Source organism: Microtetraspora malaysiensis, from assembly GCF_001528665.1.
Lineage (GTDB): Bacteria > Actinomycetota > Actinomycetes > Streptosporangiales > Streptosporangiaceae > Microtetraspora_A > Microtetraspora_A malaysiensis.
In genome coordinates, this window is sequence record NZ_BBYJ01000015.1 from 49,779 (window position 1) to 76,114 (window position 26,336).

The window sequence follows — 26,336 nt, forward strand, 5'->3', positions numbered from 1 at the left end:
GGGGATCGTGACAGACGCGCAGCCGGTGATCTTCGTGGGAGGGCTTGGCCGCAGCGGCACCACGTTGCTGGAGCGGCTGTTGGGCGAGTTCCCCGGGGCCGTGCCGCTCGGGGAGCTCGTCCATCTCTGGGCGCGTGGCGTCCACGCCGACGAGCCGTGCGGGTGCGGCGAGCCCTTCTCCCGCTGTCCCTTCTGGGGCAAGGTGGGTGATCTGGCGTTCGGGCACTGGAGTGCGGGTGAGGCCGACCGCGTGCTCCGGCTGCGGGCCCGGGTGGACCGCACCCGCCGGGTCCCGTCGCTGGCTCTCCGTGGCTTCCCGGCCTCCGGGAGCGGTCGCCGGGCGGCCGAGCTGCGCGCGTACGTGTCGGCCTACACGGCGGTCTACGCCGCGGCCGCCGAGGTGGCCGACGGCCGTTGGATGATCGACTCCAGCAAGCACGCCTCCTTGGCGTACTGCCTGGCCGCGGCGCCGGAGACACGGCCGCGGCTGCGGGTCGTCCACGTCGTGCGCGATCCGCGCGCGGTGGCGGCGTCGTGGCGCAGCGACGTGACGCGGCCGGAGGACGGCCGCCCGATGACCCGGTGGGCGCCGGGGCGCACGGCCGTCCACTGGCTCGCGCAGAATCTCGCCTTCGAGCTGCTGCGCCGCCGGGGCGTGCCGGTCGTCCGGGTCCGGTACGAGGACCTGTTGCGGCGTCCGGCCGAGACGCTGCGCGACCTGACCGCGGCGCTGCGGGTGCCGTCAGGCGCGCTGCCGTTCCTCGGGGACGGCGAGGCGCTGCTCGGCGTCGCGCACACCGTGTCCGGCAACCCGATGCGGTTCGCGGTGGGGCGGGTGCCGTTCAGCGAGCGCAGGGTCACGCTGCCGCTCGGTCGCCGGCTGCTGGTCACCGCGCTCACCTGGCCGCTCCTGCTGCGCTACGGCTATCGCGTGGCGTCGCGGGCGGAGGCCGGGGCATGAAGCCGTCCGTCGGCGTCGTGATCCCGACGCGCGGCGAGCGGCCCGAACTGCTCGCGGCCGCGGTGGCGGGCGTGCTCGACCAGGAGTACGACCGGCGGGTCCGGGTGGTCGTGGTGGTCGACGGTGGCGGCGGCGTGCTGGGCCCGGCGGAGCAGATCGCCGACGTGGTGGCGGCGACCCGGGGGAGCGTCCGGGTGGTCGCGAACCGGCGCGCTCCCGGTTTGCCCGGCGCCCGCAACACCGGGATCGACGAGCTGGACACCGATCTGGTGGCGTTCTGCGACGACGACGACCGGTGGCTGCCCGGCAAGCTCGCGGCCCAGGTGGCGGCGCTGGAGGGCGAGCCGGAGGCCGACTTCGCGAGCTGCTCGATCGAGGTCGCGTACGGCTCCCGCCTGGTTCCCCGGCAGGCGGGCGCCGAGCGGGTCACCCGGGCCGATCTGGCCAGGTCGCGGATGGTGATGGTGCACTCCTCGACGTTCCTCTTCCGCGCGTCGGCGGGTTATCGGGCCGACGAGGGCGCTCCCGGCGGGCAGAACGAGGACTGGGATCTGGCGTTGCGGGCGGCGGCCCGGCATCCGATCGTGCACGTCGACCGGCCGTTGGTCCGGGTGCGCTGGGGCGGGTCCGGATATGTCGCCAGATGGGCGGATCGGATCGCCGGGCTGGAGTGGATGCTCGCCCGGCACGCCGACCTGGAGACGGACCCGCGCGGCGCGGCCCGCATCTACGGCCAGATGGCGTTCCACCACGCCGCGCTCGGCCGCCGCAGGGCCGCCGGCCGGTGGGCCTGGAAGGCGTTCTCGGCCCATCGCCGCGAGCCGCGCGCCGCCGTGGCGCTCGCGGTGGCCACCGGTCTCGTGCCCGCGCGGGCCGTGCTCGGCCTGCTGCACACGCGCGGCCGGGGCATCTGATGCGGACGAGGCTGGAACAGCCGGGCCGGGTCACGCCGCCGTCCCGGCAGCGCGTACGCGTCGCCGCGGTGGAGCTGGATCCGCTCACCGAGCACGAGGTCGTGGCGCGAGTGTTCGCGGAGCTGCGCCACGGCAGGGGCGGCCACGTGCTCACTCCGAACGTGGACATCTGCCGGCTGGCCGCGCGCGACCCGGAGCTGCGCGCCCTGGTCGGGCGGGCGGACCTCGCCGTCGCGGACGGCATGCCGCTGGTGTGGGCGTCCCGGCTGCTCGGCACGCCGCTTCCGGAGCGGGTGACCGGCGCCGACCTGATCTGGGCGCTGTCCGAGGCGGCGGCCCGGCACGGCGTCCCCGTCTACCTGCTGGGCGGCCCGCCCGGAGCGGCCGAGGGGGCGGCGGTGGCGCTGCGGGCGCGCTGCCCGCGCCTCGTCGTCGCCGGGACCCAGGCCCCGCCGTACGGGTTCGAGTCGGCCCCGGGAGGCGTGGCCGCGATCCGGGACGCCCTGCGCGCCGCGGCGCCCGGGCTCGTCTTCGTCGGGCTGGGTTTCCCCAAGCAGGACCGGCTGATCGAGGTGCTGCGCGCAGATCTGCCCGGCGCGTGGTTCGTCGGCTGCGGGTCCGCCGTCGTCTTCGCGGCCGGCGCCGTACGGCGTGCGCCGGAGTGGATGCGCGGCGCGGGTCTGGAGTGGCTGTTCCGGCTGTTGTCCGAGCCGGGCCGGTTGGCGCGCCGCTACCTCGTGCACGACGTGCCGTTCGCGCTGCGGCTGCTCGCCGGGTGCGCGGTCAGACGGGCGGTCAGACGGGCGGTCAGACTGGCGCCGACGTCAGCTCCCGGATCCGGGACACCTCGTCGGGGGTGAGCCGCTCGCGGTAGCTCGACACGGCCGCCCGTGAGTCCATGGGGCGGAACGCCGTCCTGGACAGGCCGTTCCAGGCGAACCCGGACGCGGGGGCCGCGGCGGGAGCCGTACAGGCGGCGCCGATTCGGTGGGCCGCGCGCGGCGTCCAGGGGAGACCGCACCAGGCGTATAGGTCGCGGAATCCCTCCAGTGGCTCGGAGGCGAGCGCCTCGTAACCGACGACCCGGATGCCGGGGTCGGCGGCAGCGAGGTCGGCCGTGACCCGGCGGGCCACCCGCCACAGGGCCGCCGCCTTGGCGATGCGGTCCTGCGAGCCGACGAGCGGGCGCAGCTCCTCGACGCAGGGGTGGTCGCGGACGAGCAGCGGCTGTTCGAGCAGTTCGTGGAAGTAGACCGTCCAGCCGAGCCGCTGCCAGCTCCCGACGAACGCCACCGGATCCCGGACCATGATGACGACCCGGCAGCCGAGCCGCCGGGAGAACCAGGCGGCGGAGAAGAGCGCGAACGGGTCGTCCAGGAGGGCGCGCCGTCGCAGCAGCCGGCCGAGCCGGAAGGCCGTGCCGTACTTGGCCATGCGGGCGAGGTCGCGTGGGCGGCGGTTGCGCCGGAGCTCGGCGAGGTGGCCGTAGCGCAGCGCGACGGTGCGCGAGAACGCCGTCAGCCAGGGCTCCTCGTCGTCGGGGCAGATGTACTGGAAGCGATGCGTCACGGAGGCGTTCAGCACGCCGGGGCAGCGTCCCGGCGGGTGCTCCGGGTTGAGCGGCTCGTTGACGTAGACGAGGCGGCCGCTCGCCGCGAGCATCTTCCCGGCCCAGCTCGTGCCGCTGCGCGGCAGCCCGGTCACCAGCAGCGGTGGGCCGTCCCCGCTCACGCGGCCATCCTCAGACTGAAGGCGGCGAGACTGTGCCGCCCGAAGGGACGCAGCCCGTAGCGGAGCGAGATCTGGGCGAGCGGCAGCAGGTTCTTCACCAGAACGCCGCCGGACCAGCCCAGGACGGCTCCCAGGGCGCCGTGCCCGGGAACGAGGAGCACGTCGAGGACGACGGTCGCGGCGACCGCGCAGGCGGTGTTGACCAGGCTCGCCGTGGTGTGCCCCGAGGCGATCAGCATCACGTCGACCATGCCGCACGCACTGGCGATCATCATGGTGGCGGAGAGGACGAGCGCCACGGAGGTTCCCCGGGCGTACGACGCGCCGAAGATCCGCAGCAGCCACGGCGCGAGGGCCGCGTAGCCCAGCCAGACCGGCCAGGTGACCATGACCAGCCACATCGTCGCCGTCTGGTAGAGCTGTCTGGCCCGGGCCAGATCCCCGTGGGCGAGGGCCCGGACCAGCCCCGGCTGTACGGCCTGGGCGAGCCCCTGTCCGGCGAGCTGGCCGACCACCTTGAACCGGGTGGCCGCGGTGTAGACGGCGGCGGGCGCGGGGCCGGCGAGCGCGGCGACGATCACGATGTCGAGCCGCTGGAACACCGCCTGGAGCGCGGCCGCCGCGGAACGGGGCGCGGTGTACCGCCAGAAGCGGTCCCACCGGACGGTGGAGGTGCGGCCCTTGAGCCAGCGGGCGGCGATCGCGCCGACCGGAAGGGCGGGCAGCGCCCACGCGGCGGTCAGCACGGGGACGGGCGCCCCGGCGAGCAGCCCGCCGGACAGCAGTGCGACCTGGCCGAGCGGCTGGGCGACCCCGGTCAGGAACAGGGTGGGCCGCATGGAGCCGAGCCCGCGCGTGGCCGCGATCAGGACGTCGGCGACGGCGACCGCGGGCAGCGTCGCCGCGAGCACCGGCCACACGCCCGCCGGGACGCCGGTGAGCGGGGCGAGCGCGCCGCCGAAGACGGCGACGGCCACGGCGGCGAGGAGCGAGAGCACCGCGACGGGGGCGAGCGCGACCAGCAGCACCGGCCGGCCGCCCGGCGCCGGATCGCGGGACGCCCGGGCCAGGACGTAGACGAGCCCGTTGCCGGTGTCCAGGCGGATGATCCCGGCCAGCATCAGGCACAGCGCCGTGGCGGCGAAGAACGCCCCGGCGTGCGCGGGCGAGAGGGACCGGGTCACCACCAGGACGACCAGGAACTGCGCCGCCGCGCCCGTGGCGGCGCACAACAGCCCGGCCGCGCTCTTGCGGGCGAGCGGCAGATCCCGCCGCCGGGTCACCGGAGATCCGCCTCCCGGACGCCCGAGTGCCAGGACGGCTCGGCGCCCAGCCAGGGGGTGAGCAGGGCGTCCCAGGGGGCGAAGTGCTCGGACAGGCGGCGCCGTACGGACTCGGGCATGTCGGCGGCGCGCGGCCGGGCGTTGTGCCGGTCGAAGACGGGGTCGCCCATCCGGGGGAGGCCGAGGAAGTCGACGGCCCGGTCGTAGACGGGGCGGGGGTCGCGGAAGAACCTCCCGCTGTCCAGGACGAGCACCTGGTCGCGTCCGACGAGCAGTTCGAGGCGGGCGAGCTGCTCGGCGTACCGGCCGCGCGTGACGTAGGCGTGGTGCCGGTGGCTGTGGCTGGCCGAGTTGGGCGAGACGCGCAGGCGGTGGGCCTCACCGGCGAGGCGCTCCTCCTCCAGCTCCAGGGCGCGCTCGAAGGACGGCTCGGTCTCGAAGCCCCTGGCCAGCTCATGGGCGTAGGCGGAGTAGGCGCGCTCCACCGGGTCTCTGACCAGCACGATCAGCTTGGCCCCCGGCAGGTCCCAGGCGATCCGCGCGGGGGCGAGCGGGTGGAACAGGTAGTACGGCGAGGACTCGAACGCCTGGGCCTGGTGGCCGTGCCGGCGCTCCAGCCGCCGGGCGGCCGCCTTGCGGGGAAAGTGCGCCTGATACCAGCTCAGGCCCTTCTCGTACGCCATGTCGAAGTAGTGGACGCCCTTGTGCAGCACGGGCTTGAGGATCAGCGGATGCCGGGAGAGCGCGCGGTACAGCGAGGTGGTGCCGCACCGCTGCGCGCCGATGATCAGGAACGAGGGCAGCATCCTGCCTCCCACGGTGAGTCTGCCCGTGGTCAAGGAGACGGCGTGCGCCGAGCGCTTGAGGGTGGACTTCACAGCAGGGGCTCCAGGTAGTCGACGAGTGGGTTGAGCCAGGTCGATGCCGGGCCGAGCGGTTCGTGGCCGTCTCGGTCGTGCCGGTCGGCGAGGGTGATCAGGTAGCACGCCGCGGTGCGCCGGGCCTCAGCCGCCGAGAGCCCGAACGGCGCGAGGAGGGGGACGGCCCGGGCCAGGCAGGCGCGGGTGGCGTTCACCGGCCCCATCCGCCGCAGGGTCCGGTGCAGGAAGTGGTGGAGCGCGTCGAAGCCGAGAGGCACGCCGGTGCCGAACCGTTCCCAGTCCCAGACGAGGAGCCGCCCGTCGGTGGCCGGGGAGACGTTCCAGGGGGCGAAGTCGCCGTGCCAGGCGTGGCCGCCCGGAGGGAGCGGCGCGCCCCCGGGCGGGGCGTCGTCGCCGAGTGAGGCGATCTCGGCGACGGCCGCGGCGAGCAGGGCGGGCGGCGCCGCCGCCGACGTGACCGGCAGCGGCGAGAGGACCAGCACGTCCATGCCGTGCCAGAGGCCGTGGTGCAGCACGACCGGCACCGCGATGGTCTTCAACGGGCGGTCGGCGAGCATGCGCAGGGTGGCGCTCTCGTGCCGGATCAGCGCGCGGGCCCGCTCGGAGTCGCCGATCTTGACGAAGCCGAGCGGCTCGCGTGTCGTCCGGTCCGTCGAGGCGTGGGCGGAGAGGATCGGCTTCCGGTTGGCCCGGCGGGCGGGCCGTACCCGCAGCACGGCGCGGATCGGGTGGCCGAACACCTCGCCCAGGTACGTCTCGATCGTGTCGGGGCCGTCGGGCACCGGCACCCGCCCGCCGCGCCCGAGGACGGCGTGCCAGCGCGTACGCGGGACGAGCCGCCGGGGGACCAGCCGGTGCGGCAGGACCGTCCGCTCGGTCGTGGTCGCGGACGGCGGGTAGAGCAGGCCGATGACCTCGTGGAGGTAGCGCAGCCGGGTCTCGGCGTCACTCATGCGCCCGCCTCGCCCTCCGCGGCGCCTGCCACTGGGCCGCGTTGCGCCACAGCAGCGCGAACGAGATCAGGTAGAGACTCAGCGCGCTGACCAGGCCGTCGTAGACGAACATGTAGAAGAGCACGAGGAACATGACGAGTGTGCCCGCCTGCCCGATCGGGGACTTGTCGCTCCAGTAGCGCCGGATGGCGCCGAGGAAGAACGCGACGTACAGCGCCGCGCCGGTCAGGCCCTGCGTGATGAGCGTGAGCCAGAGCTGGCCGTCGCTGCCGAGCGGCGGGTGGCCGCAGGTCGGGCACCACGCGGTCTTGCCCGTGGTGATCGTGGAGTAGTTGCCGTACGCGTTGCGGGTGTTGCCGTAGCCGATCACGGGGGAGGTGGCGGCGGCGCGGACGGTGGACGCCATGGTGAAGGCCCGGATGTCGTTGCTGTGCGGGTTGTCCAGCCGCTGCCCCACGATCGCGCCGAGCGGGGACAGCAGCAGCGCCCCGCCGGCCAGGGCGACGGCCACACCGACGACGAGGGGCCGCCAGCGGAAGGCGAGGTAGGCGGCCGACAGCGCGAGCCCGATCCACAGGCCGCGGTTCAGCGAGTAGACGATGGGGATCGCGGCCAGCGGCAGCAGCACGGCGACGGCCACCCGCCGCCATCGCCCGCCGTACGTCCACCAGCCGACCACGAACCAGACGAGCAGCACCGAGATGTTGCTGCCCCAGGCGTTGGCCCACTCGAACGGCGCCTCGGGCCGGGGGGAGGCGTGCCCCAGCACGTGCTGCACCTGGCCGGCGGTCGGATGGATCAGGTTCTTGACGAAGGAGTTCCCGCCGATCCAGTCGGGCAGCAGCAGCTCGACGGGGGCGGTGAACTGGAAGCCGGGGGCGAACACCCCGAGCAGCCCGCCGGCCACGGTGGTGATGAAGAGCACGCCGAGCAGCCGGACCAGGGTGAGCTGGGGCAGCTCGTCGAGGGTGAGGTTGCCCAGATAGAGCACGGTGATGGCGAGCGCGACGTAGATGGCCAGGCGCATCAGGTAGCCGAGGATCCGGCCGGTGGACAGGTCGCCGTACGTGCCGGGCGGGTTCGCGGCCAGGGTGACCGCGCTGATCGCGTATCCGGCCAGCAGCAGGAACCACAGGCCCATGCCCATCGGCACCTTGATCGGGCGTCTGCGCCACAGCACCACGGCCATCGGCACCGCGACCACGACGATCGACAGCCCGCCCAGGCCGAGCGCCCACCAGATCGGATAGCCGGCGAGCAGGGCGGCGATCGGCCACACCGCCGGTTTCATGCGTTCTGCCTCATGGAGCGCGACGTCATGGGCAGGGTGGGCGGCACGGTGACCGCCCCGAGCACGGTCGTGCCCTGCCTGGCCAGCCGCCGTACGGTCTGGGCGACCTCGGTCGAGGTCGTCCGGCGCAGGCCGAGGAGCAGGACGGCCGCGTCGGGCCGGTCGGCGGGGTCGGTGACCACGGCGACCGGCGCCAGGTGGGAGAGCGCGGCGCCGAGGCGTTCGGCGACCGGCGCCCCGGCGACCGTGCCGAGTTCGGCGACCAGCAGGCGGTGGTAGCCCTCGCCGAGGGAGGAGACCACGCCGGCCGCGAGCGAGCGGAAGGCCCCGGGATCGGCGCGCAGCGGGATGTCGGCGAGCAACGGGAGCGTGGTGAGGCGCTCGACGTCGGCGGGGGCGCGCAGCCGGGTGTCGAGGCGGTCGCGGGCGAACGCGGCGCCCGTCCCGGCGAGCAGGCCGAGGAAGAGGCCGCTGCCGAGGTACAGCGGGGCGCTCGGGGCGCTGGGGGACGACGGGGGAAGGGCCTGGCTGATCACCGATCCCGGGGTGATCGCGATGGTCTTGAGCGCGTCGTACTTGAGGCTGAGGCTGTAGACCTGCTTGCCGAGCACGGACTGCTGGTGCTCGGCGACCACGCGCGCCGCGGTGCCGTGGGGGAGCGTGGCGACGTTCTCCGCGGCCTTGCCGAGTTCGTCGTCCACCTGGTGCAGCTGGGTGGTCAGCGCCTTCATCTGCACGGCCAGGGTGCGCGTGGCCGACAGCGTGCGGTTCTGGAGGTACGCCTCGGCGAACGCCTGGGCGCCGGCGGCGGCCGAGACGGGGTCGTCGGCGGTGAACCAGATGGAGAGGATCGCGGAATTGGGCGGCACGTCCACGACGACCTGCTTCCGCAATTCCTCCGAATCCGTCTTTTTCAAAATTTCAGCGGCTTTGGCGGCAACTGTCGCAGAGTGGGCGATTTGTGCCTCGGTATCAAGGTTGAGTGGTTCACGCTGCCGCGAGGTCACCTGGTTGACCTGATCCTGAACGCCGGTCGGGAAGACCTGTACCTGGGCGATCGCCGCGAATTGCTTGGGTGTCACGACCAGCAGCCCGACGGCGCCCGCGACGCCCGTGAACAGGCATGACGCGACGAGCAGCCGACGGCGGCGGAGAACCGAACCGTAGTCGGCGAGATCCCTGGTGTGCGGCGGTGGAAAAGAAGATCTCACCATGTCCCCGAACTATAGGCGGGGTTGTGCTTTTCCCCATCGGATATTGAAAGATTTTCTTCCGCCGAATTGCAGCGCAATGGCGATCATTAATGCGAAATGTCCGATGGTGCGATATCACAAAGTTCCCCTCGATCTTCCCTCGAGTAATGGCAAGGTGGCCCCCAAGGCCGTTCCAGTGAAGGGGGAAAGGTGCGGCGAACAGCGCTGATCGGACTTGCGGTACTGCTGGCGGGATGCTCGCCCGCGCCGGGCGCCCCTGTGGCGGGCGCGCGGACCGGCCCCGACAACAGGATCGGCACCCGCGAGGCGATGTCCTGCACGGTCACCGCGAAGCTCATCCCGACCTGTGGTGCGTGGTGGGGTATCGCACCCGAGATCTTCACCGGGCGGCGGGTGGACGAGGCCACCCTGCGCGCCGAGCGGCGGATGGGGCGCCGCGCCGACATCGTGCACGTCTACCACCGGGACGGCGAGCTGTTCCCCACGCCGGCCGAGCGGGAGCTCGCCAAAGGGCGGCGGCTGCTCCTGATCAACTGGAAGCCGTCCATGACCGCGAGCTGGGCCGAGGTCGCGAGCGGCGCGGTCGACCACCGCATCGACGTCCTCGCGGCGTACATCAAGCGGACCTTCCCCGGCCGGTTCTTCCTCACCATTCACCATGAACCGGAGAACGACGTGCGGCTGGACGGCGGCTACTCCGCCGAGGACTACGTGGCGATGTACCGCCACGTCGTCACCCGGCTGCGCGGCAGGGGGGTGACCAACGCGGTCACCGTGATGACGTACATGGGCGCGCCCAACTGGGCCACCAAGCCGTGGTTCGACAAGCTCTACCCGGGCGACGACGTGGTGGACTGGATCGGGCTCGACCCGTACGCCGACGAGCGGGTCCACGATTTCGCCAGCCTGGTCAACAAGACCCGGCCCGACCACCCCCAGTGGCCGGGGTTCTACCGCTGGATCCAGTCACGCTTCCCCGGTAAGCCGATCATGCTCTCCGAGTGGGGGGCCTTCGAGCGGCCGGCCATGCCGCAGTTCAAGCCGCAGTTCTTCGCCTCGGTCGCGCGGCAGATCAACGACTTCCCGCAGATCAAGGCGCTGGTCTACTTCGACTCGCCGGCCGCGCCGCGCGGCGACACGCGCTTCGACGCCACCTCCGCGGCCGACCGGGCCTTCTCCAGCCTGGCCGGCGGCCCGTACTTCAGCGGGACGCAGGTTCCCACGCGCTGACCGGCCGGTCCCGTACGGCCCGCGCCTTGGCCGCCCGCCAGCCGAGGGCGGCGGCGACGCCGAAGCAGGCGACGACGACCAGCAGGGGGACGTTGCCCACGCCGAGGAGCTTGAGCGACGAGGCGAGCAGCACGACGGCCAGCGCCAGCCGGATCACCTGGTCCGGCGCCCACGCCGAGATCCGCGACCCGAGATAGACGCCGGGGATCGACCCGAGCAGCAGCGACGCGGTGAGATCGAGCTTGAAGTCGCCGAAGAGGATGTGGCCCGTGGCCGCGGAGGCGACGAGGGGGACCGCCTGGACGAGGTCCGTCCCGACGAGCTGGTTGGCGCGCAGGGTCGGATAGACCATCACCAGCGCGACGACGATGAGGGAGCCGGATCCGACCGAGGTCACCCCCACGATCAGGCCGCCGATCATACCGATCAGTACAGTCGGTATTGGGCGCACGACGACATCGTGCGCGGAGCGCGCGCCCACCTCCTGGCGCAGGCCCAGGAACGACTTCGCCAGCAGGCCGGTGAGCGCGAGCAGCAGGGCCACGCCCAGCGCGTACTTGACGGACTGCTGCATCTGCTCGCCCTCGCCGAACAACCGGGCGGCGAACACCCCCGCGAACGCCATGGGCACCGAGCCCAGGCAGAGCCAGCCCACCATGCGCAGGTTCACCGTGCCGTTGCGCAGGTGGACCAGGCCGCCCACGGGCTTCATGACCGCCGAGGCGACGAGGTCGCTGGAGACCGCCGCGAGCGGCGGCACGTTGAAGAAGAGCATCATCATCGGCGTCATCAGGGCGCCGCCGCCCATGCCGGTCAGGCCGACGATGATCGCTACCAGGAACGAGCCCGCCACCAGCGCTGGATCGATCTCCATGCGTCCCTCACCGCTCCTCGTTCCCGTCGTGAACGATCACCGCACCCAGCCTCCGGACGTCAGCAGGTTCAGCACGGCCGATATCGCGCGCTCCACCGGCATGCCGGTGGTGTTCAGGGTCAGATCGGCGTCGTCCGGCTCCTCGTACGGGTCGGAGACGCCGGTGAACTCGGGGATCAGCCCGGCCCGGGCCTTGGCGTACAGGCCCTTGCGGTCGCGGCGCTCGCACTCCTCCAGCGGCGTGGAGACGTGGACGAGCAGGAAGTCGGCGCCCACCTCCTCGGCCATCGCGCGCACCTCGTCCCGGGTGGCCGCGTACGGCGCGATGGGGGCGCAGACGGCGATGCCGCCGTGCCGGGCCACCTCGGCGGCGACGAAGCCGATCCGCCGGATGTTGTGGTCGCGGTCCTCGCGCGAGAACGTCAGCCCGGCGGACAGGAGCCGGCGGACGACGTCGCCGTCCAGGTAGGTGACGGTGCGGCCGCCCCGCTCCAGCAGGGCGTCGCGCAGCCCCCGGGCGATGGTCGACTTGCCGGAGCCGGAGAGGCCGGTGAAGAACACCACGAGGCCGCGGCGGTGCGGCGGCCCCGGGATGACGACCGGCGCGGGACCCGCGTAGTGCTCGGTCGCGCCGTAGTTCCGTGCCACGTGCTCGCGCAGCTCCAGGTCGATCTCGGCGTCCTCGCGCGGCGCGAGCGGCACCGCGACCACGGTCGAGCCGGGCAGCGCCGCGGACGCCTTGAGCGCCGCGCGGACCACGGCCGGGCCGCCCTCGCCGAACACGAGCGGGAGCAGCAGCACGGCGGCGTCCAGCTCCTGGGCGGTGGCGGTGACGTCGTCGATCGTGGCGGCGTCGAGCGGGCCCCGCATGGTGACCGCGAGGACCTCGCCGTCCGGCAGCTCCTTGCGGACGTCCTCGGGCGTACGGCGGAGCCGGGCGAACGGCCCGTACGCGGGGGCGTCGAGCGCCTCGACCGGCCCGGCGGCGTGGTGGCCGTCCCGCTCGCGCACCGTCATGACGGCGATGGCCGCGCCCTCGGGGTCCCGGAGCGTGACCCGCTCGCCCACCGGGATGTCGTCGGGGAGGGCGATGGTGATCGGGTCGGGCCACGGGGTGCCGTCGGTGAGCCGCCCGCGTGCGATGACCTCGGCCACGTCGGCGGCCGGGAGGAAGCCGTCCAGCGGCGCGTACGCCCCCGAGAGCAGCAGTTCCAGGTCGGCGAGCTCACGCGCGTCGGGGGTCCACTCCGTCATAGCTTCCATTTCCGATCGAATTAGTTGGATACCTACCTTAACCCGCGGTCGGGGCATAGCGCAGCCCCCGGCGCGGCGTCCAAGAAGGTGACATTAACCCTTGGAGGTGGTCGTGGACGCCGCAGACGAGCGACGTTTCCGCGAGTTCGTGTCGGAGTCGTCCCCGGCGCTCATGAGACTGGGCTTCCTCCTGACCGGAGGAGATCAGCACTCCGCGGAGGATCTGGTGCAGACCGCCCTGGTCAAGGCGCTCGCCAAGTGGAGTCGCATCGACGATCCCGGGGCGTACGTCCGCCAGATCATGTACCGGCAGCGGATCAGTTGGTGGCGGGCGGACCGGAGACGGCGGGAGACGATCGTCGCCGAGCCGCCGGACAGGCCGGGAGCGGACGACATCCATCCGGCGGAGCTGCGGATCGCCCTGCGCCACGCGCTCGCCCGGCTCACGCGCCGGCAGCGGGCGGTCCTGGTCCTGCGCTATCTCGAGGACCTGCCCGAGGCCGAGGTGGCGCGGATCCTGGGCTGCTCGGTCGGCACCGTGCGGAGCACCGCGCACCGCTCGCTCGCCCGCCTGCGCGGCGTCGCGCCGGAGCTCGCCGATTTCCGTCTTTCCGTAAGTGAGGTGAGGTCATGACGTCCCGAGTGCTCAAGGAGGCCCTGGAGGAATGGGCGGGGGAGGCGCATGTTCCAGGGGATCTGGCCGACCGCGCGCTGCGGAGGAGCAGGCGACGTCGACTCGGAGTGTTCCTGGTCCCCGCCGTCGCCACCGGGATCATCGTCCTGGCGGTCACGCTGGCGGTCTCGCGGCTGGGCCCGGCCGGGCAGGCGGGGCCGGTGGCCGTACAGCCATGGGACGAGGTGATCCGGCTGGCGCCGGTTCACGAGCCGCCCGACAAGGTGACGACGGGCAGGACGAGCGCCGGCAGCGTGCTCACGGACACCCGTGACTCCCCGCCGCGGAAGATGATCGCCGCCGGGCGGTGGGCGGTCTCGGCGTACTGGACCGGCGAGTGGCGGAAGTCGGGTCCGGACCTGCGGGTGCGCGAGCGGACGTGGTACCTGCTCGATCCGGTGACCGCCACCTATGACGAGACGGAGTGGGGATTCCTCGACGTCTCACCCGGACTGCGCTACGCGGCGGTGCTGGAGAAGGGTCTCCCCGTAAGGAGGATCGGCGTCTTCGACATGGAGACGCGCCAGGTCCGGGCCTGGATCCCGATGGACAGGCCCGTCGGCGGAGTCGCCTGGTCGCCCGACGGTAAGAGCCTTGTGGCCACCGCCTACACGCGGCACCCGGACGAGGAGGCGGTCCCGGACGGCGCCGGTCAGCGCGTGATCGAGAGCTCCAGGACCGGCTTCTACGTGATCGACGTGGCCACCGCCACCGCCGGGGAGTTCCACCCGATGGCCCTCGACTTCGTCGACAACTCGAACCCGCGCCGCGACTTCGGGTGGAGCGACGACGGCATGCTGATCTACGAATGGGACCTCTCCCCGCGGCACAAGGTCTTCTACGACCTCAACGGGACCCCGCACGCCGCCCCGTCCGACTACGTGGTGACGGAGTCCAAGGCCGGTGTCTCGCCCGACGGCATGCTGCTGGCCGGAAGGGACGGGCTGCCGACCAGGGTGACCGAACGCGCGACGGGCAAGGTCGTCGGACGCCAGCAGGTGTTGCAACTGCTGGCCTGGGCCGACGACGACCATCTCATCGCGCTCGGCTGCGCGGGCTCGTGCGGGAACGAGTTCGCCAACGGGCTGGTGCTGGTGACCGTCGACGGCAAGGAGACCGTGTCGCTCGGTGCCACCCCGCCGCGGACCCGATCGTGGGAGCCCCTGTTCACCCTCAGGTGAGCCCGCCCCGGTGAGCTGCGCCGGTGAGCGCGTTCCGGGCGGAGCGGGCCGCGACGGGATCGGTCAGATCAGGCGGGCGAAGTGGTTCTGCGGCTTGCGCACGACCAGGGTGACCTCGTCGTGGCCCGCCGGCAGGCGGCCGCCGGAGAGCCGGTCCACCATCCGGCAGACCGTCTCGACCAGGCCCGCGCGCGGGCCGCGGCGCGCCGCCCCGCTCGTCCTCGCGTAGTCCTCTGTGATCATCAGGCCCCGCATCAGGCAGTACGCCTGGATCCCCTCGCGCGAGCTGACCGGCTCGTACACGGCGGGCAGCGGGCCGACGGTCTCGGCGGGGACGAAGCCCTTCCACAGCATCCGGCGCAGCCATCCGGGCGCCATGCGGTCGCAGAAGCCGTACGCGGAGCTGCGGTCCCGCAGCCGGATCAGCATCAGGCCGCCGGGACGCAGCCCCCCGGCCATGCGGTCCAGCACGAGCTCGGCGTTGCGGATGCGTTCGAGCAGGAAGTCCACGAAGATCACGTCGTAGGAGCGCGCGGCGATCGTCGCGTGCCGCAGGTCACCCAGCGTCCAGGAGTCCAGATCCTTGCGCGCGCTGGCGTGGGCCCGCAGCGTCGGGAGCTCCTCGTCGATGCCGGTGACGCGCGAGCCGAACCGCTCCATGTCGCCGTCGCCGAAGATCGACGTGCTGGCGCGGCCGCAGCCGCCGACGAGGATGTCGAGCCGGCGACCGAGCTGCTCGGTCCACTGCTCGCGGATCTTCTTGCTGAAAACGTCGTCGTGGTCGGCCGAAGGCGGACGAACATCGGTCATGTCACAGATAGTAATCAATCCTGTTCAGAGCGTCGCGCACCCGGGGTGCGGCCAGCGGTTTGTCCGGGCGCGCCGGCGGGCGGGCGTAGCCTTGAGCACGTGCCCCCCGGCTCGCATCGACCGGGGGTTCGACCCGTGCCATCGTGGGGCTCTTCATGTCACTTTCCGGCTTGCTCGACCTGGTCGCCGCAGAACCGACCCTTGTGGCGGCGCTCGACCAGTCCGACCACGGCGCCGATCTGATCGCGCCCGCCGCGCTGCGGCCGTTCGCCGTCGCGACGCTCGCGCGCGCCCGGCCGGTGCTCGCCGTGACGGCCACCGCGCGCGAGGCCGAGGACCTGGCCGCCGGGCTGACGAGTCTGCTCGACGAGACCTCGGTGGCCGTGTTCCCCGCCTGGGAGACACTGCCGCACGAGCGGCTCTCGCCGCGCAGCGACACCGTCGGCCAGCGCCTCGCCGTACTGCGCCGTCTGGCCCACCCGGTGCCGGGCGACCCGACGGCGGGGCCGTTGCGCGTCGTCGTGGCGCCGGTGCGGTCCCTGCTGCAGCCGATCGTGTCCGGCCTCGGCGACCTCGCGCCCGTACGGCTGCGCTCCGGCGACGAGGCCGAGCTGGACGACGTCGTGACCCAGCTCGTGGAGAACGGCTACCACCGCGTGGACATGGTCGAGAAGCGCGGCGAGGTGGCCGTGCGCGGCGGTCTCCTCGACGTCTTCCCGCCCACCGAGGAGCACCCGCTCCGGCTCGAATTCTGGGGCGACACGATCGAGGAGATCCGCTGGTTCCGGGTGGCCGACCAGCGTTCGCTGGAGGCGGCCCAGGACGGCCTGTTCGCCCCGCCGTGCCGCGAGCTGCTCCTCACCCCCGACGTACGCGCCCGTGCCCGCGAGCTGGCCGACGAGCACCCGGCGCTGAAGGACGTCCTCGACCAGCTCGCCGAGGGGACGCCGGTCGAGGGCATGGAGGCGCTCGCCCCGGTGCTCGCCGGCGGCATGGACCTCCTGATCGACCACATGCCGGTCAGGTCGGCTGTGTTCGTCTGCGACCCCGAGCGCATCCGGGGCCGGGCCGTCGAGCTGGTCCACACCAGCCAGGAGTTCCTGGAGGCGTCCTGGGTCACCGCCGCGGCGGGTGGCGAGGCGCCGATCGACCTCGCGGCCGCGGCGTTCCGGACGCTGGAGGAGATCCACGAGCACGCCCGGGAGCTGGGCCAGCCGTGGTGGAGCATCGCCCCCTTCGGCGAGGGCTCGGTGGTCGGCGCACAGGACGTCGAGGCGTACCGCGGCGACACCCAGCGCGCGCTGGGTGACATCAAGGGCTGGCTGGGCGGTGGCAAGGCCGTGGTGCTCCTCAGCGAGGGACACGGCCCGGCCGAGCGCATGGTCGAGCTGCTCAAGGGCGTGGACGTCCCGGCCCGCCTGGTGCCCTCCTTGGACGCCCCGCCCGTTCGCGACCTCGTCCAGGTCACGACCGGCCGCGTCGAGCACGGTTTCGTGACCGACGAGGTGGCCGTGCTGACCCACCTCGACCTGGTCGGCCAGAAGGCGTCGACCAAGGACATGCGGCGGCTGCCGTCGCGCCGCCGCAACATGGTGGACCCGCTCCAGCTCAAGGTCGGCGACCACGTCGTGCACGAGCAGCACGGCGTGGGCCGCTACATCGAGATGGTCCAGCGGACCATCCAGGGCGCCACCCGCGAATACCTCGTGATCGAGTACGCCAAGGGCGACCGCCTCTACGTCCCGACCGACCAGCTCGACGAGGTCACGCGGTACGTCGGCGGCGAGGCGCCCACGCTCAACCGCATGGGCGGCGCCGACTGGGCCAAGGCCAAGACCAAGGCCAGGAAGGCCGTCAAGGAGATCGCGGGCGAGCTGATCCGCCTCTACTCGGCCCGCATGGCCTCGCCCGGCCACGCCTTCGCCCCCGACAGCCCCTGGCAGCGCGAGATGGAGGACGCCTTCCCGTACGCGGAGACCGGCGACCAGCTTGAGGCGATCGACGAGGTCAAGCGCGACATGGAGCGCGCGGTCCCGATGGACCGGCTGATCTGCGGCGACGTCGGCTACGGCAAGACCGAGATCGCGGTGCGCGCGGCGTTCAAGGCGGTGCAGGACGGCAAGCAGGTGGCGGTGCTGGTCCCGACGACGCTGCTCGTCCAGCAGCACCTGTCCACCTTCGGCGAGCGTTTCGCCAGCTTCCCCGTCACCGTGCGGCCGGTCTCCCGGTTCCAGACCGACGCGGAGGTCAAGGAGGCCCTCGAAGGGCTCAGGGCCGGCGGGGTCGACGTCGTGATCGGCACCCACCGGCTGCTTTCGCCCGAGGTCAGGTTCAAGGACCTCGGCCTGATCATCGTGGACGAGGAGCAGCGGTTCGGCGTCGAGCACAAGGAGGCCATGAAGCACATGCGCACCCAGGTCGACGTGCTCGCCATGTCGGCGACGCCGATCCCGCGCACCCTGGAGATGGGCCTCACCGGCATCCGCGAGATGTCCACGATCCTCACCCCGCCCGAGGAGCGGCACCCGATCCTGACCTTCGTCGGGCCGTACGACGAGAAGCAGATCGCGGCGGCGATCCGGCGCGAGCTGATGCGCGACGGGCAGACGTTCTTCGTCCACAACCGGGTGCGCAGCATCGACAAGGTCGCCGCGCGGTTGCGCGAGCTGGTCCCGGAGGCGCGCATCGCGGTCGCGCACGGCCAGATGAACGAGCAGCAGCTCGAAAAGATCATGGTGGACTTCTGGGAGCGGAGCTTCGACGTCCTCGTCTCCACCACGATCGTCGAGTCCGGGCTGGACGTGCCCAACGCCAACACGCTGATCGTGGACCGGGCCGACAACTACGGCCTGTCGCAGCTCCACCAGCTCCGCGGGCGCGTCGGCCGGGGTCGCGAGCGCGGGTACGCGTACTTCCTCTACCCGCCGGAGGCGCCGCTGACCGAGACCGCCCACGAGCGGCTGGCCACGATCGCCCAGCACACCGAGATGGGCGCCGGCATGTACGTCGCGATGAAGGACCTGGAGATCCGCGGCGCGGGCAACATCCTCGGCGCCGAGCAGTCGGGCTTCATCGCGGGCGTCGGCTTCGACCTGTACGTGCGGATGATGTCCGAGGCCGTGCAGGAGCAGCGGGCCAAGCTCTCCGGCGAGGCCCAGGTGGAGGAGCGTCCCGACGTCAAGGTCGAGCTGCCGATCAACGCGCACGTGCCGCACGCGTACGTGACGTCCGAGCGGCTGCGCCTGGAGGCGTACAAGCGGATCGCCGCGATCGGCTCGGAGGACGACATCGCCGCCGTGCGCGACGAGCTCACCGACCGGTACGGCCGGCCGCCGCGGGAGGTCGACAACCTGCTGGAGGTGGCGCGCTTCCGCATCCGGGCGCGCAAGGCCGGGCTCACCGACGTGACCCTGCAGGGCCAGCAGATCAGGTTCGCCCCGGTGGTGCTGAGGGACTCCCAGCAGGTGCGGCTCCAGCGCCTCTATCCGAAGTCGATCATCAAGCAGGCGACGGAGACCCTGCTGGTGCCGGTGCCCAAGACCAAGCCCATCGGCGGGCAGCCGCTCCGTGACCTGGACCTGCTCAAATGGTGCGGGGACCTGGTCGAGGCCATGTTCCTCGAGCCCCTGCGGGTACAGTGACCCGCGGATCTGTGAAAATCGGCACAATTCCCTGGCCCGCTCGCCGGGAGGATCCCAACCTCAGGAGGATCGGAACGTGAAGTCGTATCGTGTGCGGATCACCGTCGCCGCGGGCCTGGCGGTCGCGGGTCTCGCCCTGAGCGCCTGCGGGCCCGTTCAGGCCGGCGCCGCGGCCATCGTCGGCAAGGAGCGCATCTCGTCCAGCGACCTGGACGCGAAGGTCCGCGAGTTCCGGGAGGACCTCGCCGCCCACAAGCTGTCGGAGGATCAGCTCCAGCTCGGGATGTCGGCCCCGCAGGTGATCCTTTACTACACGGCCAACGCGCGGCAGTACGCCGAGCTGGCCCAGCGCAAGAACATCTCCGTCCCCGAGAGCGAGATCGACGGCTACATCGCCGCGCGCGGCGGCCAGGCCAAGGTGGACGAGATGCTGCTTTCCGGCGGCATCCCGCGCTCCATGGGCCGCGACACCATCCGGACGGTGATCACCCAGCAGAAGCTGATGACCCAGGTGGCCGCCGGCAACGACGAGCAGAGCATGCAGGCCGCGCTGGTCAAGGTCACCCAGGAGGCCGACGCGGCCGTCCCGGTCACCTTCAGCCCGCGGTACGGCAAGTTCGACCTCCAGCAGGGATTCGTCCCCGACGACCGCCTCGGCGCCGTCGAGGCCGCCCCCGCCCAGTAGGCCGGTGCTCTCCACGGCATGGCACTGATCATCCTGACGACGTCGCCCCGGGTCGCCCCGGGGCTGCTGACCGGGCAGGCGTGGGCCGCGCTCGGCCGGCACCCGGTGCGCACCGGCACCGCCGACCACCCCTACCTGCCCTTCCTCACCGAGGCGGGCATCCCGGTGGAGACGGTGACCCCCGACCCCGCCGCCCTCGCCCGTGACGCCCGTACGGACACGATCGTCTGGCTGGCCGCGCAGGACGGCGAGGAGGACTTCATGCGGGCCCTCGGGCACGCGGCGCTCGCCCTCGACGACCCGCCGGTGATCGAGGTGCTCCCCGGCTCGTACGACCTGCCGGGAGCGCGGCTGCTCGACCTCGTCCGGGTGATGGACCGGCTGCGCCGCGAGTGCCCGTGGGATCGCGAGCAGACGCACGAGTCGTTGGTGCCGTACCTCGTCGAGGAGTCGTACGAGGTCCTGGAGACGATCGAGGAGGGCGACCGGGCGGCGCTGCGCGAGGAGCTGGGCGACCTGCTGCTCCAGGTGATGTTCCACTCCCGCGTCGCCCAGGAGCGGCTGCCGGACGACGACGGCTTCGACATCGACGACGTCGCGGCCGGCATCGTCGAGAAGCTGGTCCGCCGGCACCCGCACGTCTTCGCGGACACGCGCGTGTCCGGCGCGGAGGACGTGAGCGACAACTGGGAGGTCATCAAGGCCGCCGAACGCGCGGCGAAGGGGACGCGGGAGTCGGTGGTGGCCGGTGTGCCGATGGGGCAGCCCGCGCTCTCGCTCGCCGCGCAGCTCCTGCGCCGCGCCGAGCGGGCCGGAGTCCCGGCCGATCTGGCCGAGGGGCTGCCGTCCGAGCTGGGCGCGCGGTTGTTCGATCTTGTCCGGCTCGCCGCGGAGGGCGGCCTGGACCCGGAGGCGGAGTTGCGCGCGGCGGCCAGGGCGTACCGGTCCAGGGTGGAGCAGTGGGAAGCCGACCGGCGGGACGAGCGGGGCGGTCGCCGTACCGAGCAGTAAGGGCCGATAGGCTCGTGAGGCAAACTGCCCGCGACATTGCTAGGAGCGATCCGTGGCTGCCATCGAGGCCGTTACCGCCCGCGAGATCCTGGACTCCCGTGGCAACCCCACGGTCGAGGTCGAAGTCCTGCTCGACGATCACAGCACCGGCCGCGCCGCGGTCCCGAGCGGCGCCTCGACGGGCCAGTTCGAGGCCGTCGAGCTGCGTGACGGCGACGAGAGGCGCTACCTCGGCAAGGGCGTCGAGAAGGCCGTCCTCGGCGTTACCGACGAGATCGCCGACGAGATCATCGGCTTCGACGCCGAGGAGCAGCGGCTGATCGACCAGACGATGATCGACCTGGACGGCACGCCCAACAAGGCCCGCCTCGGCGCCAACGCCCTCCTCGGCGTCTCGCTGGCCGTCGCGAAGGCCGCGGCCGACAGCGCCGGCCTGCCGCTCTTCCGCTACGTCGGCGGCCCCAACGCGCACGTCCTGCCCGTGCCGATGATGAACATCCTGAACGGCGGCGCGCACGCCGACACGAACGTGGACATCCAGGAGTTCATGATCGCGCCGATCGGCGCCGAGACGTTCTCCGACGCCGTGCGCATGGGCACCGAGACGTACCACGCGCTCAAGAGCGTGCTGAAGGAGAAGGGGTACGCCACCGGTCTGGGCGACGAGGGCGGCTTCGCGCCGAACCTCCCGTCGAACCGTGACGCGCTCGACCTGATCCTCGTGGCGATCGAGAAGGCCGGGTACACCCCGGGCCAGGACATCGCCCTCGCGCTCGACGTGGCCGCCTCGGAGTTCTACTCCGAGGGCGTCTACACCATCGACGGCAAGGGCCTGTCGGCCGCCGAGCTGATCTCCTTCTACGAGGACCTGGTCCGCTCGTACCCGCTGGTCTCGATCGAGGACCCGCTGAACGAGGAGGACTGGGACGGCTGGCGGGCCATCACCGCCGCCCTCGGGGCCAAGGTCCAGCTTGTCGGCGACGACCTGTTCGTCACCAACCCCGAGCGGCTCGGGCGCGGCATCCGCGAGGGCGCGGCGAACGCCCTGCTGGTCAAGGTCAACCAGATCGGCACGCTGTCGGAGACGCTGGACGCGGTCGACCTGGCCCACCGCAGCGGCTACCGCTGCATGATGAGCCACCGTTCCGGCGAGACCGAGGACACCACGATCGCCGACCTGGCGGTGGCGACGAACTGCGGCCAGATCAAGACCGGCGCCCCGGCCCGTTCCGACCGTGTCGCCAAGTACAACCAGCTCCTGCGCATCGAGGAGCTGCTCGACGACGCCGCCCGTTACGCGGGCCGGGCCGCGTTCCCCCGGTTCCAGGGCTAAGGTCGTTTCTGGACGAACGCCGCCGGCCGTACGCGTTTTGGCGCGGGGCGGGCGGCGTTCGGCGCGATGAGCCCGCATCGGGACGGTGCCCCGCTGCCGGGGCGTTCGGGAGGTGGCCGGAGTTGGCGAAGCGACCGCAGTTGACGGGACGCGCGGCGATCCTCGCGGTCGTCGTGTGCGCGATCGCGATGAGCCTCGCCTACCCCTTCCGGGAGTACATCGCGCAGCGCCGGCAGATCGCCGAGCTGGAACAGGAGCAGTCGCGGGCGCTGCAGCACCTGCGCAATCTGGAGGACCAGCGCCGCAAGCTGGAGGATCCGGAGTACATCAAGCAGCTCGCCAAGAGGCGGCTGCACTACTGCGAGCCCGACGCCAAGTGCTACGTCCTGCTCGACGGCAAGAAGGGCACGGTACCGGCGAAGGCCGAGCGCAAGCAGGCCGGCGTCGCCCCGTGGTACGAGACGATCTGGAAGTCCGTCCAGGCGGCGGACACCGCCGACGGCCAGCGGGCCGCTTCCTGAAGGAGTGTCGAGGGTGGTTGATCCGGCCGATCTGGCGGCCGTCGAGGCGCAGCTCGGGCGCCCGCCGCGCGGTGTACGCGCGGTGGCGCACCGGTGTCCCTGCGGCCTGCCCGACGTGGTGGAGTCCGCGCCCCGGCTGCCCGACGGCTCGCCGTTCCCGACGCTGTTCTACCTGACCTGCCCCAAGGCGGCGTCCGCGATCGGCACGCTGGAGTCGTCGGGGCTGATGCGCCGCATGCAGGCCAGGCTGGCCGAGGACCCGGATCTGGCCGCCGCCTACCGGGCCGCGCACGAGGACTACGTCGCGCGCCGGGACAAGGCGGCCGAGGAGGAGGGCATGGAGCCGCTCCCGCGCGACATGCAGAGCTCCGGGGGCATGCCGGAGCGGGTCAAGTGCCTGCACGCCCTCGTCGGCCACGAGCTGGCCGTCCCGGGGATCAACCCGTTCGGGCGGGAGGCGCTCGACGCGCTCCCCGACTGGTGGGCGGACGGGCCCTGCGTGAGCCCGTGCGTCGAGGAGCGGTCATGATCCGGGTCGCCGCGATCGACTGCGGCACGAACTCGGTGCGTCTGCTCATCGCCGACCTGCCCACCGGCCCCTCGGGCGGCGCCGCGCTCGGCGAGCCGGTCGACGTCGAGCGCCGGATGGAGATCGTACGGCTGGGCCAGGGGGTGGACCGCACGGGCAAGCTCGCGCCCGAAGCCCTGGAGCGGACCTTCGCCGCGATGCGCGGCTACGCGAAGCTGATCGTGGAGCACGGCGGGGGCGCGGCCGGCGTCCGTCCCGCCGATGTGATGCCGGTCCGGGTCGTGGCCACCAGCGCCACGCGGGACGCGTCCAACCGCGAGGACTTCGCGGCGGGGGTGCGTGAGATCTTCGGGGTCGATCCCGAGGTGGTGACCGGCGCCGAGGAGGCCCGCCTGTCGTTCACCGGCGCCACGCGCGGCCTGGCCGCGCTGGGGCCCGAGGCGCCCTTCCTCGTCGTGGACATCGGCGGCGGCTCGACCGAGTTCGTCGTCGGGGCGGACGCGGTGGACGGCGCCCTCTCGGTCGACATCGGCTGCGTCCGGCTGACCGAGCGCCACATCCGGCAGGACCCGCCGGAGCAGCCGGCCGTACAGGCCATGATCGGCGACATCGAGGCGGCGATGGACCGGGTCGAGGAGGCCGTGCCGGTCCGCGAGGCGCGCAGCCTGGTCGGCCTGGCCGGATCGGTCACCACGGTCGCGGGCATCGCCCTCGGCCTGCCGGAGTACGATCCGGCGGCGATCCACCACTCGCGGATTCCGGCGGAGCGGGTTCACGAGGTGAGCGCCCGGCTGCTCGCCTCCACGCACGAGGAGCGCGCCGCGATCCCGGTGATGCACCCGGGCCGGGTCGACGTCATCGGCGCGGGCGCGCTCATCCTGGACCGCATCGTGCGCAGGTACGGCTTCTCCGAGGTCGTGGTGAGCGAGCACGACATCCTCGACGGCATCGCCTGGTCGCTCGTCTGACCCTTTCCTCCCACGCGCGCGGGGTCATGCGGTTGCAGCTATTGCGCATTGCACAGTACTGTGCGGTGCGTGGACAGTAGCCAGCTCCTCAAGGGCGTCCTCGATCTGGCCGTGCTCGCGGTGCTCGACGGCCGCGACAGCTACGGATACGACGTCGTGCGCCGCCTGCGCGAGGCCGGCCTCGACGACGTCGGCGACGCGTCGGTGTACGGCACGCTCCGCCGGCTGTTCAAGGCCGGGGCCCTCACCTCCTACGTGGTGGCCTCCGACGAGGGGCCGCACCGCAAGTACTACGGCCTGAACGACGTGGGCCGATCGCTTCTCTCCGACTCGGCGAGGACCTGGACGTCCTTCGCCGCCACCATGGATGGCCTGCTCAAGGAGGTAGGTGCCGGATGACCCCCCGGACGGATCCGGAAGAGTACGCCCGCGCCGTTCGCGCGGAACTCGACGACCTGCCCGCGAAGGACAGGGACGAACTGCTTGAGGACCTCGACGACCACCTGGCCGAGGTGGCGGCCGAATCCGACGTGCCGCTGGAGGAACGGCTCGGTTCCCCCGCCGCGTACGCGGCCGAGTTGAGGGCCGCCTACGGGGGCCGCCCCGCCCGGCCGCGAAGATCGGTCGTCGGCCGGGCCGGCGCGGTGCCGGGCGCGGTCCATCGCCGGCTGCTGGGGCTCCCGCCGTACCGGCAGGTCGTGGCCTTCCTGCCGGAGCTCCGTCCGGCGTGGTGGGCGATCCGCGGTTACGCGCTGGCCCTGGTCGTGCTGTCGGCCATCGGGCGGGGTGGGGTGGTCCCCGGCGATCCGGTGTCCTGGGTGTTCACGCTCATGGTGATCTGGGCGTCGGTGTGGCTCGGCCGGCGAACCGTCGCGGGGGCCGGGTCGGGCTGGCGGCGCACGCCCCTGATCCTGGCCAACGCGGGGGCGGCGTGGGCCGTGCTCGTCGGCGTCGCCGCGGCCGGCCACACGGGGGTGTACGAGACCGCGAGTGGCTCCCCGCAGCCGGTCGAGGTCAGGAACGTGGGGTCGTTCGACGGCGGCGAGATCTACAACATCGTGCCGTACGCCGCGGACGGCACCGCGCTGAGCGACGTCCGGCTCTACGACCAGGACGGCAGGCCGATCATCCTCGAACCGGAGATGTACGGCAAGCGGATCGTCCGGTCCTGCGCGGGGGAGCCGCCGATGGCCAACTCCTATCCGCTGCCGCTGGAGAGCGCCTTCGACGAGAACGGCAACCCGGTTCTCGCGGCCTGCGATTCCGACACGGCGCAGCCGTCCGCCACCCCGGAGGGCTCCGCCGAGCCGTCTCCCGAGTCGTCGGCGGGCCCGTCTCCTGAGCCGTCCGGCAAGCCCGCGAAGAAGGCCGCGGAGCCGTCGGCGCGCCCGTCGGAGCGGCGCTGACCGGGGAGAACGGCCCGAGCAGGGGCGCGGAGCTGGCACGATCGATGGCATGAGCTTCGTACCGCCTGGATCGGGTTGGCCGGGCGACCCGGCGCGGCCCGACACGCCGGTCGCCCAGGACGCCGCCGACGTCGTACGGCTCGCGGGTGAGAGCCGTACGGTCACGGAGCTGACGGCGCGGGAGTCGGTGTGCCGGGCCTGCCCGTCGCTGGTGAAGTGGCGGGAGGAGGTCGCGGACGTCAAGCGGAAGTCCTTCGCCGACCAGACCTACTGGGGGCGGCCGGTCCCCGGGTGGGGCGACGACCACCCCCGCGTCCTCATCGTCGGGCTGGCCCCGGCGGCCCACGGGGGCAACCGTACGGGCCGGATCTTCACGGGGGACCGTAGCGGCGACTGGCTGTTCGCCTCGCTGCACCGGACGGGGCTGGCCGCGCAGGAGACCAGCACGTACGCGGGGGACGGGCAGCGGCTGATCGGGGCGCGGGTGATGGCGGCGGTCCGCTGCGCGCCTCCGGCGAACAAGCCGACCACGCAGGAGCGCGACACCTGCTCGCCGTGGCTGGTCAGGGAGCTGGCGCTGGTCGCGGAGTCCACCCGGGTGATCGTCGCGCTCGGCGGGTTCGCCTGGCAGGCGATGTGGCCGGCGCTGCGCGCCGCGGGGTACGCCCTGCCCCGCAGCCGCCCTCCGTTCGGCCACGGGCGGGAGACCGCGGTGTCGTACGGCGAGCGCACGGTGCACCTGCTGTGCTGCTATCACCCGAGCCAGCAGAACACCTTTACCGGCCGAGTCACGGCCGAGATGCTCGACGCGGTGTTCTCACGGGCGGCGTCCCTGAGCTTGTGAACGGATTCACGAATGTGAACTCGGTCACCCCTGAAAGTTCCGCCGTTTTTGCCCAGAGAAGATGGTCCCGATCCACTCAAAATCGGAAAAAATGGACAGATTCTTCCGGGGTGGATTGGTATCGATCAAGCGGTGTGACGTAGCCTTG

At 72.5% G+C, this 26,336-nt stretch carries 26 protein-coding genes; 17 read left to right on the forward strand and 9 right to left on the reverse strand.

What is annotated here, in order from left to right:
- Positions 1–7: 7 nt before the first annotated feature.
- From AWQ71_RS19810 to AWQ71_RS19820, 3 genes are read left to right on the forward strand one after another with little or no spacing between them, the layout of a single operon-like run.
- Complete coding sequence (locus AWQ71_RS19810; protein ID WP_245658375.1) at positions 8–961, forward strand: sulfotransferase; 954 nt, start codon at positions 8–10, stop codon at positions 959–961.
- On the forward strand, positions 958–1,875 hold the full coding sequence (locus tag AWQ71_RS19815; protein WP_067135328.1) for a glycosyltransferase family 2 protein: 918 nt from the start codon (positions 958–960) through the stop codon (positions 1,873–1,875). Before AWQ71_RS19810 ends, AWQ71_RS19815 begins: the two co-directional genes overlap by 4 nt.
- Positions 1,875–2,735, forward strand: a complete 861-nt coding sequence (locus tag AWQ71_RS19820; protein ID WP_067135330.1) for a WecB/TagA/CpsF family glycosyltransferase — start codon at positions 1,875–1,877, stop codon at positions 2,733–2,735. Before AWQ71_RS19815 ends, AWQ71_RS19820 begins: the two co-directional genes overlap by 1 nt.
- Here the strand turns inward: AWQ71_RS19820 and AWQ71_RS19825 are convergent.
- Genes AWQ71_RS19825 through AWQ71_RS19850 form a run of 6 tightly spaced genes read right to left on the reverse strand, consistent with a single transcriptional unit; the run spans position 2,683 to position 8,907 of the window.
- Positions 2,683–3,606, reverse strand: coding sequence for a sulfotransferase (locus tag AWQ71_RS19825; protein WP_067135332.1), 924 nt, complete (start codon positions 3,604–3,606; stop codon positions 2,683–2,685). The genes AWQ71_RS19820 and AWQ71_RS19825 overlap by 53 nt on opposite strands.
- Positions 3,603–4,889 carry a lipopolysaccharide biosynthesis protein gene (locus AWQ71_RS19830; protein WP_067135333.1) on the reverse strand — a complete coding sequence of 429 codons (1,287 nt, stop codon included), beginning with the start codon at positions 4,887–4,889 and terminating at the stop codon, positions 3,603–3,605. The genes AWQ71_RS19825 and AWQ71_RS19830 overlap by 4 nt, the downstream gene beginning before the upstream one ends.
- Positions 4,886–5,767 (reverse strand): sulfotransferase domain-containing protein, encoded by an 882-nt coding sequence (locus tag AWQ71_RS19835; RefSeq protein ID WP_067135334.1) that lies wholly within the window; start codon positions 5,765–5,767, stop codon positions 4,886–4,888. Before AWQ71_RS19835 ends, AWQ71_RS19830 begins: the two co-directional genes overlap by 4 nt.
- Positions 5,764–6,723: a hypothetical protein gene (locus AWQ71_RS19840; protein WP_067135335.1), complete on the reverse strand. Its 960-nt coding sequence runs from the start codon at positions 6,721–6,723 to the stop codon at positions 5,764–5,766. Before AWQ71_RS19840 ends, AWQ71_RS19835 begins: the two co-directional genes overlap by 4 nt.
- Positions 6,716–8,014, reverse strand: coding sequence for an O-antigen ligase family protein (locus tag AWQ71_RS19845; RefSeq protein WP_067135336.1), 1,299 nt, complete (start codon positions 8,012–8,014; stop codon positions 6,716–6,718). The genes AWQ71_RS19840 and AWQ71_RS19845 overlap by 8 nt, the downstream gene beginning before the upstream one ends.
- Entirely contained in the window at positions 8,011–8,907 is an 897-nt protein-coding gene (locus tag AWQ71_RS19850; RefSeq protein ID WP_067135338.1) for a hypothetical protein, read from the reverse strand. Before AWQ71_RS19850 ends, AWQ71_RS19845 begins: the two co-directional genes overlap by 4 nt.
- A 57-nt stretch (positions 8,908–8,964) precedes the next feature.
- Between AWQ71_RS19850 and AWQ71_RS43910 the strand changes: the two genes are divergently transcribed.
- Positions 8,965–9,141 (forward strand): hypothetical protein, encoded by a 177-nt coding sequence (locus AWQ71_RS43910; RefSeq protein ID WP_245658376.1) that lies wholly within the window; start codon positions 8,965–8,967, stop codon positions 9,139–9,141.
- 276 nt (positions 9,142–9,417) lie between these two features.
- Positions 9,418–10,458 (forward strand): glycoside hydrolase family 26 protein, encoded by a 1,041-nt coding sequence (locus AWQ71_RS19855; RefSeq protein ID WP_067135339.1) that lies wholly within the window; start codon positions 9,418–9,420, stop codon positions 10,456–10,458.
- Here the strand turns inward: AWQ71_RS19855 and AWQ71_RS19860 are convergent.
- Positions 10,430–11,332, reverse strand: coding sequence for a sulfite exporter TauE/SafE family protein (locus tag AWQ71_RS19860; RefSeq protein WP_067135340.1), 903 nt, complete (start codon positions 11,330–11,332; stop codon positions 10,430–10,432). The genes AWQ71_RS19855 and AWQ71_RS19860 overlap by 29 nt on opposite strands.
- Positions 11,333–11,368: 36 nt before the next feature.
- A complete protein-coding gene (gene cysC, locus AWQ71_RS19865) occupies positions 11,369–12,595 on the reverse strand; it encodes an adenylyl-sulfate kinase (protein WP_067135341.1) in 1,227 nt (408 codons plus the stop codon).
- 103 nt (positions 12,596–12,698) lie between these two features.
- On the opposite strand from cysC, the gene AWQ71_RS19870 reads away from it, so the two are divergent.
- Entirely contained in the window at positions 12,699–13,220 is a 522-nt protein-coding gene (locus AWQ71_RS19870) for a SigE family RNA polymerase sigma factor (RefSeq protein ID WP_067135584.1), read from the forward strand.
- On the forward strand, positions 13,217–14,440 hold the full coding sequence (locus tag AWQ71_RS19875) for a hypothetical protein (protein WP_157570449.1): 1,224 nt from the start codon (positions 13,217–13,219) through the stop codon (positions 14,438–14,440). The genes AWQ71_RS19870 and AWQ71_RS19875 overlap by 4 nt, the downstream gene beginning before the upstream one ends.
- Before the next feature lie 63 nt (positions 14,441–14,503).
- On the opposite strand, the gene AWQ71_RS19880 is transcribed toward AWQ71_RS19875, so the two are convergent.
- Positions 14,504–15,250, reverse strand: a complete 747-nt coding sequence (locus AWQ71_RS19880) for a class I SAM-dependent methyltransferase (RefSeq protein WP_067135343.1) — start codon at positions 15,248–15,250, stop codon at positions 14,504–14,506.
- A gap of 155 nt (positions 15,251–15,405) precedes the next feature.
- On the opposite strand from AWQ71_RS19880, the gene mfd reads away from it, so the two are divergent.
- From mfd to AWQ71_RS19930, 10 genes are all read left to right on the forward strand, one after another.
- A complete protein-coding gene (mfd, locus tag AWQ71_RS19885) occupies positions 15,406–18,891 on the forward strand; it encodes a transcription-repair coupling factor (protein WP_067135586.1) in 3,486 nt (1,161 codons plus the stop codon).
- Between the two features lie 76 nt (positions 18,892–18,967).
- On the forward strand, positions 18,968–19,576 hold the full coding sequence (locus tag AWQ71_RS19890) for a hypothetical protein (protein ID WP_067135344.1): 609 nt from the start codon (positions 18,968–18,970) through the stop codon (positions 19,574–19,576).
- A gap of 18 nt (positions 19,577–19,594) precedes the next feature.
- Positions 19,595–20,587, forward strand: coding sequence for a nucleoside triphosphate pyrophosphohydrolase (locus tag AWQ71_RS19895; protein ID WP_067135346.1), 993 nt, complete (start codon positions 19,595–19,597; stop codon positions 20,585–20,587).
- A 52-nt stretch (positions 20,588–20,639) separates the two neighbouring features.
- A complete protein-coding gene (eno, locus tag AWQ71_RS19900) occupies positions 20,640–21,920 on the forward strand; it encodes a phosphopyruvate hydratase (protein ID WP_067135347.1) in 1,281 nt (426 codons plus the stop codon).
- 122 nt (positions 21,921–22,042) lie between these two features.
- A complete protein-coding gene (locus tag AWQ71_RS19905) occupies positions 22,043–22,441 on the forward strand; it encodes an FtsB family cell division protein (protein ID WP_084259074.1) in 399 nt (132 codons plus the stop codon).
- Positions 22,442–22,454: 13 nt separating this feature from the next.
- Positions 22,455–22,970, forward strand: coding sequence for a DUF501 domain-containing protein (locus AWQ71_RS19910; RefSeq protein ID WP_157570450.1), 516 nt, complete (start codon positions 22,455–22,457; stop codon positions 22,968–22,970).
- On the forward strand, positions 22,967–23,938 hold the full coding sequence (locus AWQ71_RS19915; RefSeq protein WP_067135350.1) for a Ppx/GppA phosphatase family protein: 972 nt from the start codon (positions 22,967–22,969) through the stop codon (positions 23,936–23,938). Before AWQ71_RS19910 ends, AWQ71_RS19915 begins: the two co-directional genes overlap by 4 nt.
- A gap of 69 nt (positions 23,939–24,007) precedes the next feature.
- A complete protein-coding gene (locus AWQ71_RS19920) occupies positions 24,008–24,337 on the forward strand; it encodes a PadR family transcriptional regulator (protein ID WP_067135351.1) in 330 nt (109 codons plus the stop codon).
- Positions 24,334–25,344, forward strand: a complete 1,011-nt coding sequence (locus AWQ71_RS19925) for an HAAS signaling domain-containing protein (protein ID WP_067135352.1) — start codon at positions 24,334–24,336, stop codon at positions 25,342–25,344. Before AWQ71_RS19920 ends, AWQ71_RS19925 begins: the two co-directional genes overlap by 4 nt.
- A gap of 49 nt (positions 25,345–25,393) precedes the next feature.
- Entirely contained in the window at positions 25,394–26,188 is a 795-nt protein-coding gene (locus tag AWQ71_RS19930; protein WP_067135353.1) for a uracil-DNA glycosylase, read from the forward strand.
- Positions 26,189–26,336: the final 148 nt, after the last annotated feature.

Bases quoted from the DNA above. Each gene is read 5' to 3' on its own strand.
- AWQ71_RS19815 (WP_067135328.1), top strand. From the start codon at position 958: ATGAAGCCGTCCGTCGGCGTCGTGATCCCGACGCGCGGCGAGCGGCCC.
- AWQ71_RS19820 (WP_067135330.1), top strand. From the start codon at position 1,875: ATGCGGACGAGGCTGGAACAGCCGGGCCGGGTCACGCCGCCGTCCCGG.
- AWQ71_RS19840 (WP_067135335.1), bottom strand. From the start codon at position 6,723: ATGAGTGACGCCGAGACCCGGCTGCGCTACCTCCACGAGGTCATCGGC.
- AWQ71_RS19845 (WP_067135336.1), bottom strand. From the start codon at position 8,014: ATGAAACCGGCGGTGTGGCCGATCGCCGCCCTGCTCGCCGGCTATCCG.
- AWQ71_RS19860 (WP_067135340.1), bottom strand. From the start codon at position 11,332: ATGGAGATCGATCCAGCGCTGGTGGCGGGCTCGTTCCTGGTAGCGATC.
- cysC (WP_067135341.1), bottom strand. From the start codon at position 12,595: ATGGAAGCTATGACGGAGTGGACCCCCGACGCGCGTGAGCTCGCCGAC.
- AWQ71_RS19875 (WP_157570449.1), top strand. From the start codon at position 13,217: ATGACGTCCCGAGTGCTCAAGGAGGCCCTGGAGGAATGGGCGGGGGAG.
- AWQ71_RS19880 (WP_067135343.1), bottom strand. From the start codon at position 15,250: ATGACCGATGTTCGTCCGCCTTCGGCCGACCACGACGACGTTTTCAGC.
- mfd (WP_067135586.1), top strand. From the start codon at position 15,406: ATGTCACTTTCCGGCTTGCTCGACCTGGTCGCCGCAGAACCGACCCTT.
- AWQ71_RS19895 (WP_067135346.1), top strand. From the start codon at position 19,595: ATGGCACTGATCATCCTGACGACGTCGCCCCGGGTCGCCCCGGGGCTG.
- AWQ71_RS19915 (WP_067135350.1), top strand. From the start codon at position 22,967: ATGATCCGGGTCGCCGCGATCGACTGCGGCACGAACTCGGTGCGTCTG.
- AWQ71_RS19925 (WP_067135352.1), top strand. From the start codon at position 24,334: ATGACCCCCCGGACGGATCCGGAAGAGTACGCCCGCGCCGTTCGCGCG.
- AWQ71_RS19930 (WP_067135353.1), top strand. From the start codon at position 25,394: ATGAGCTTCGTACCGCCTGGATCGGGTTGGCCGGGCGACCCGGCGCGG.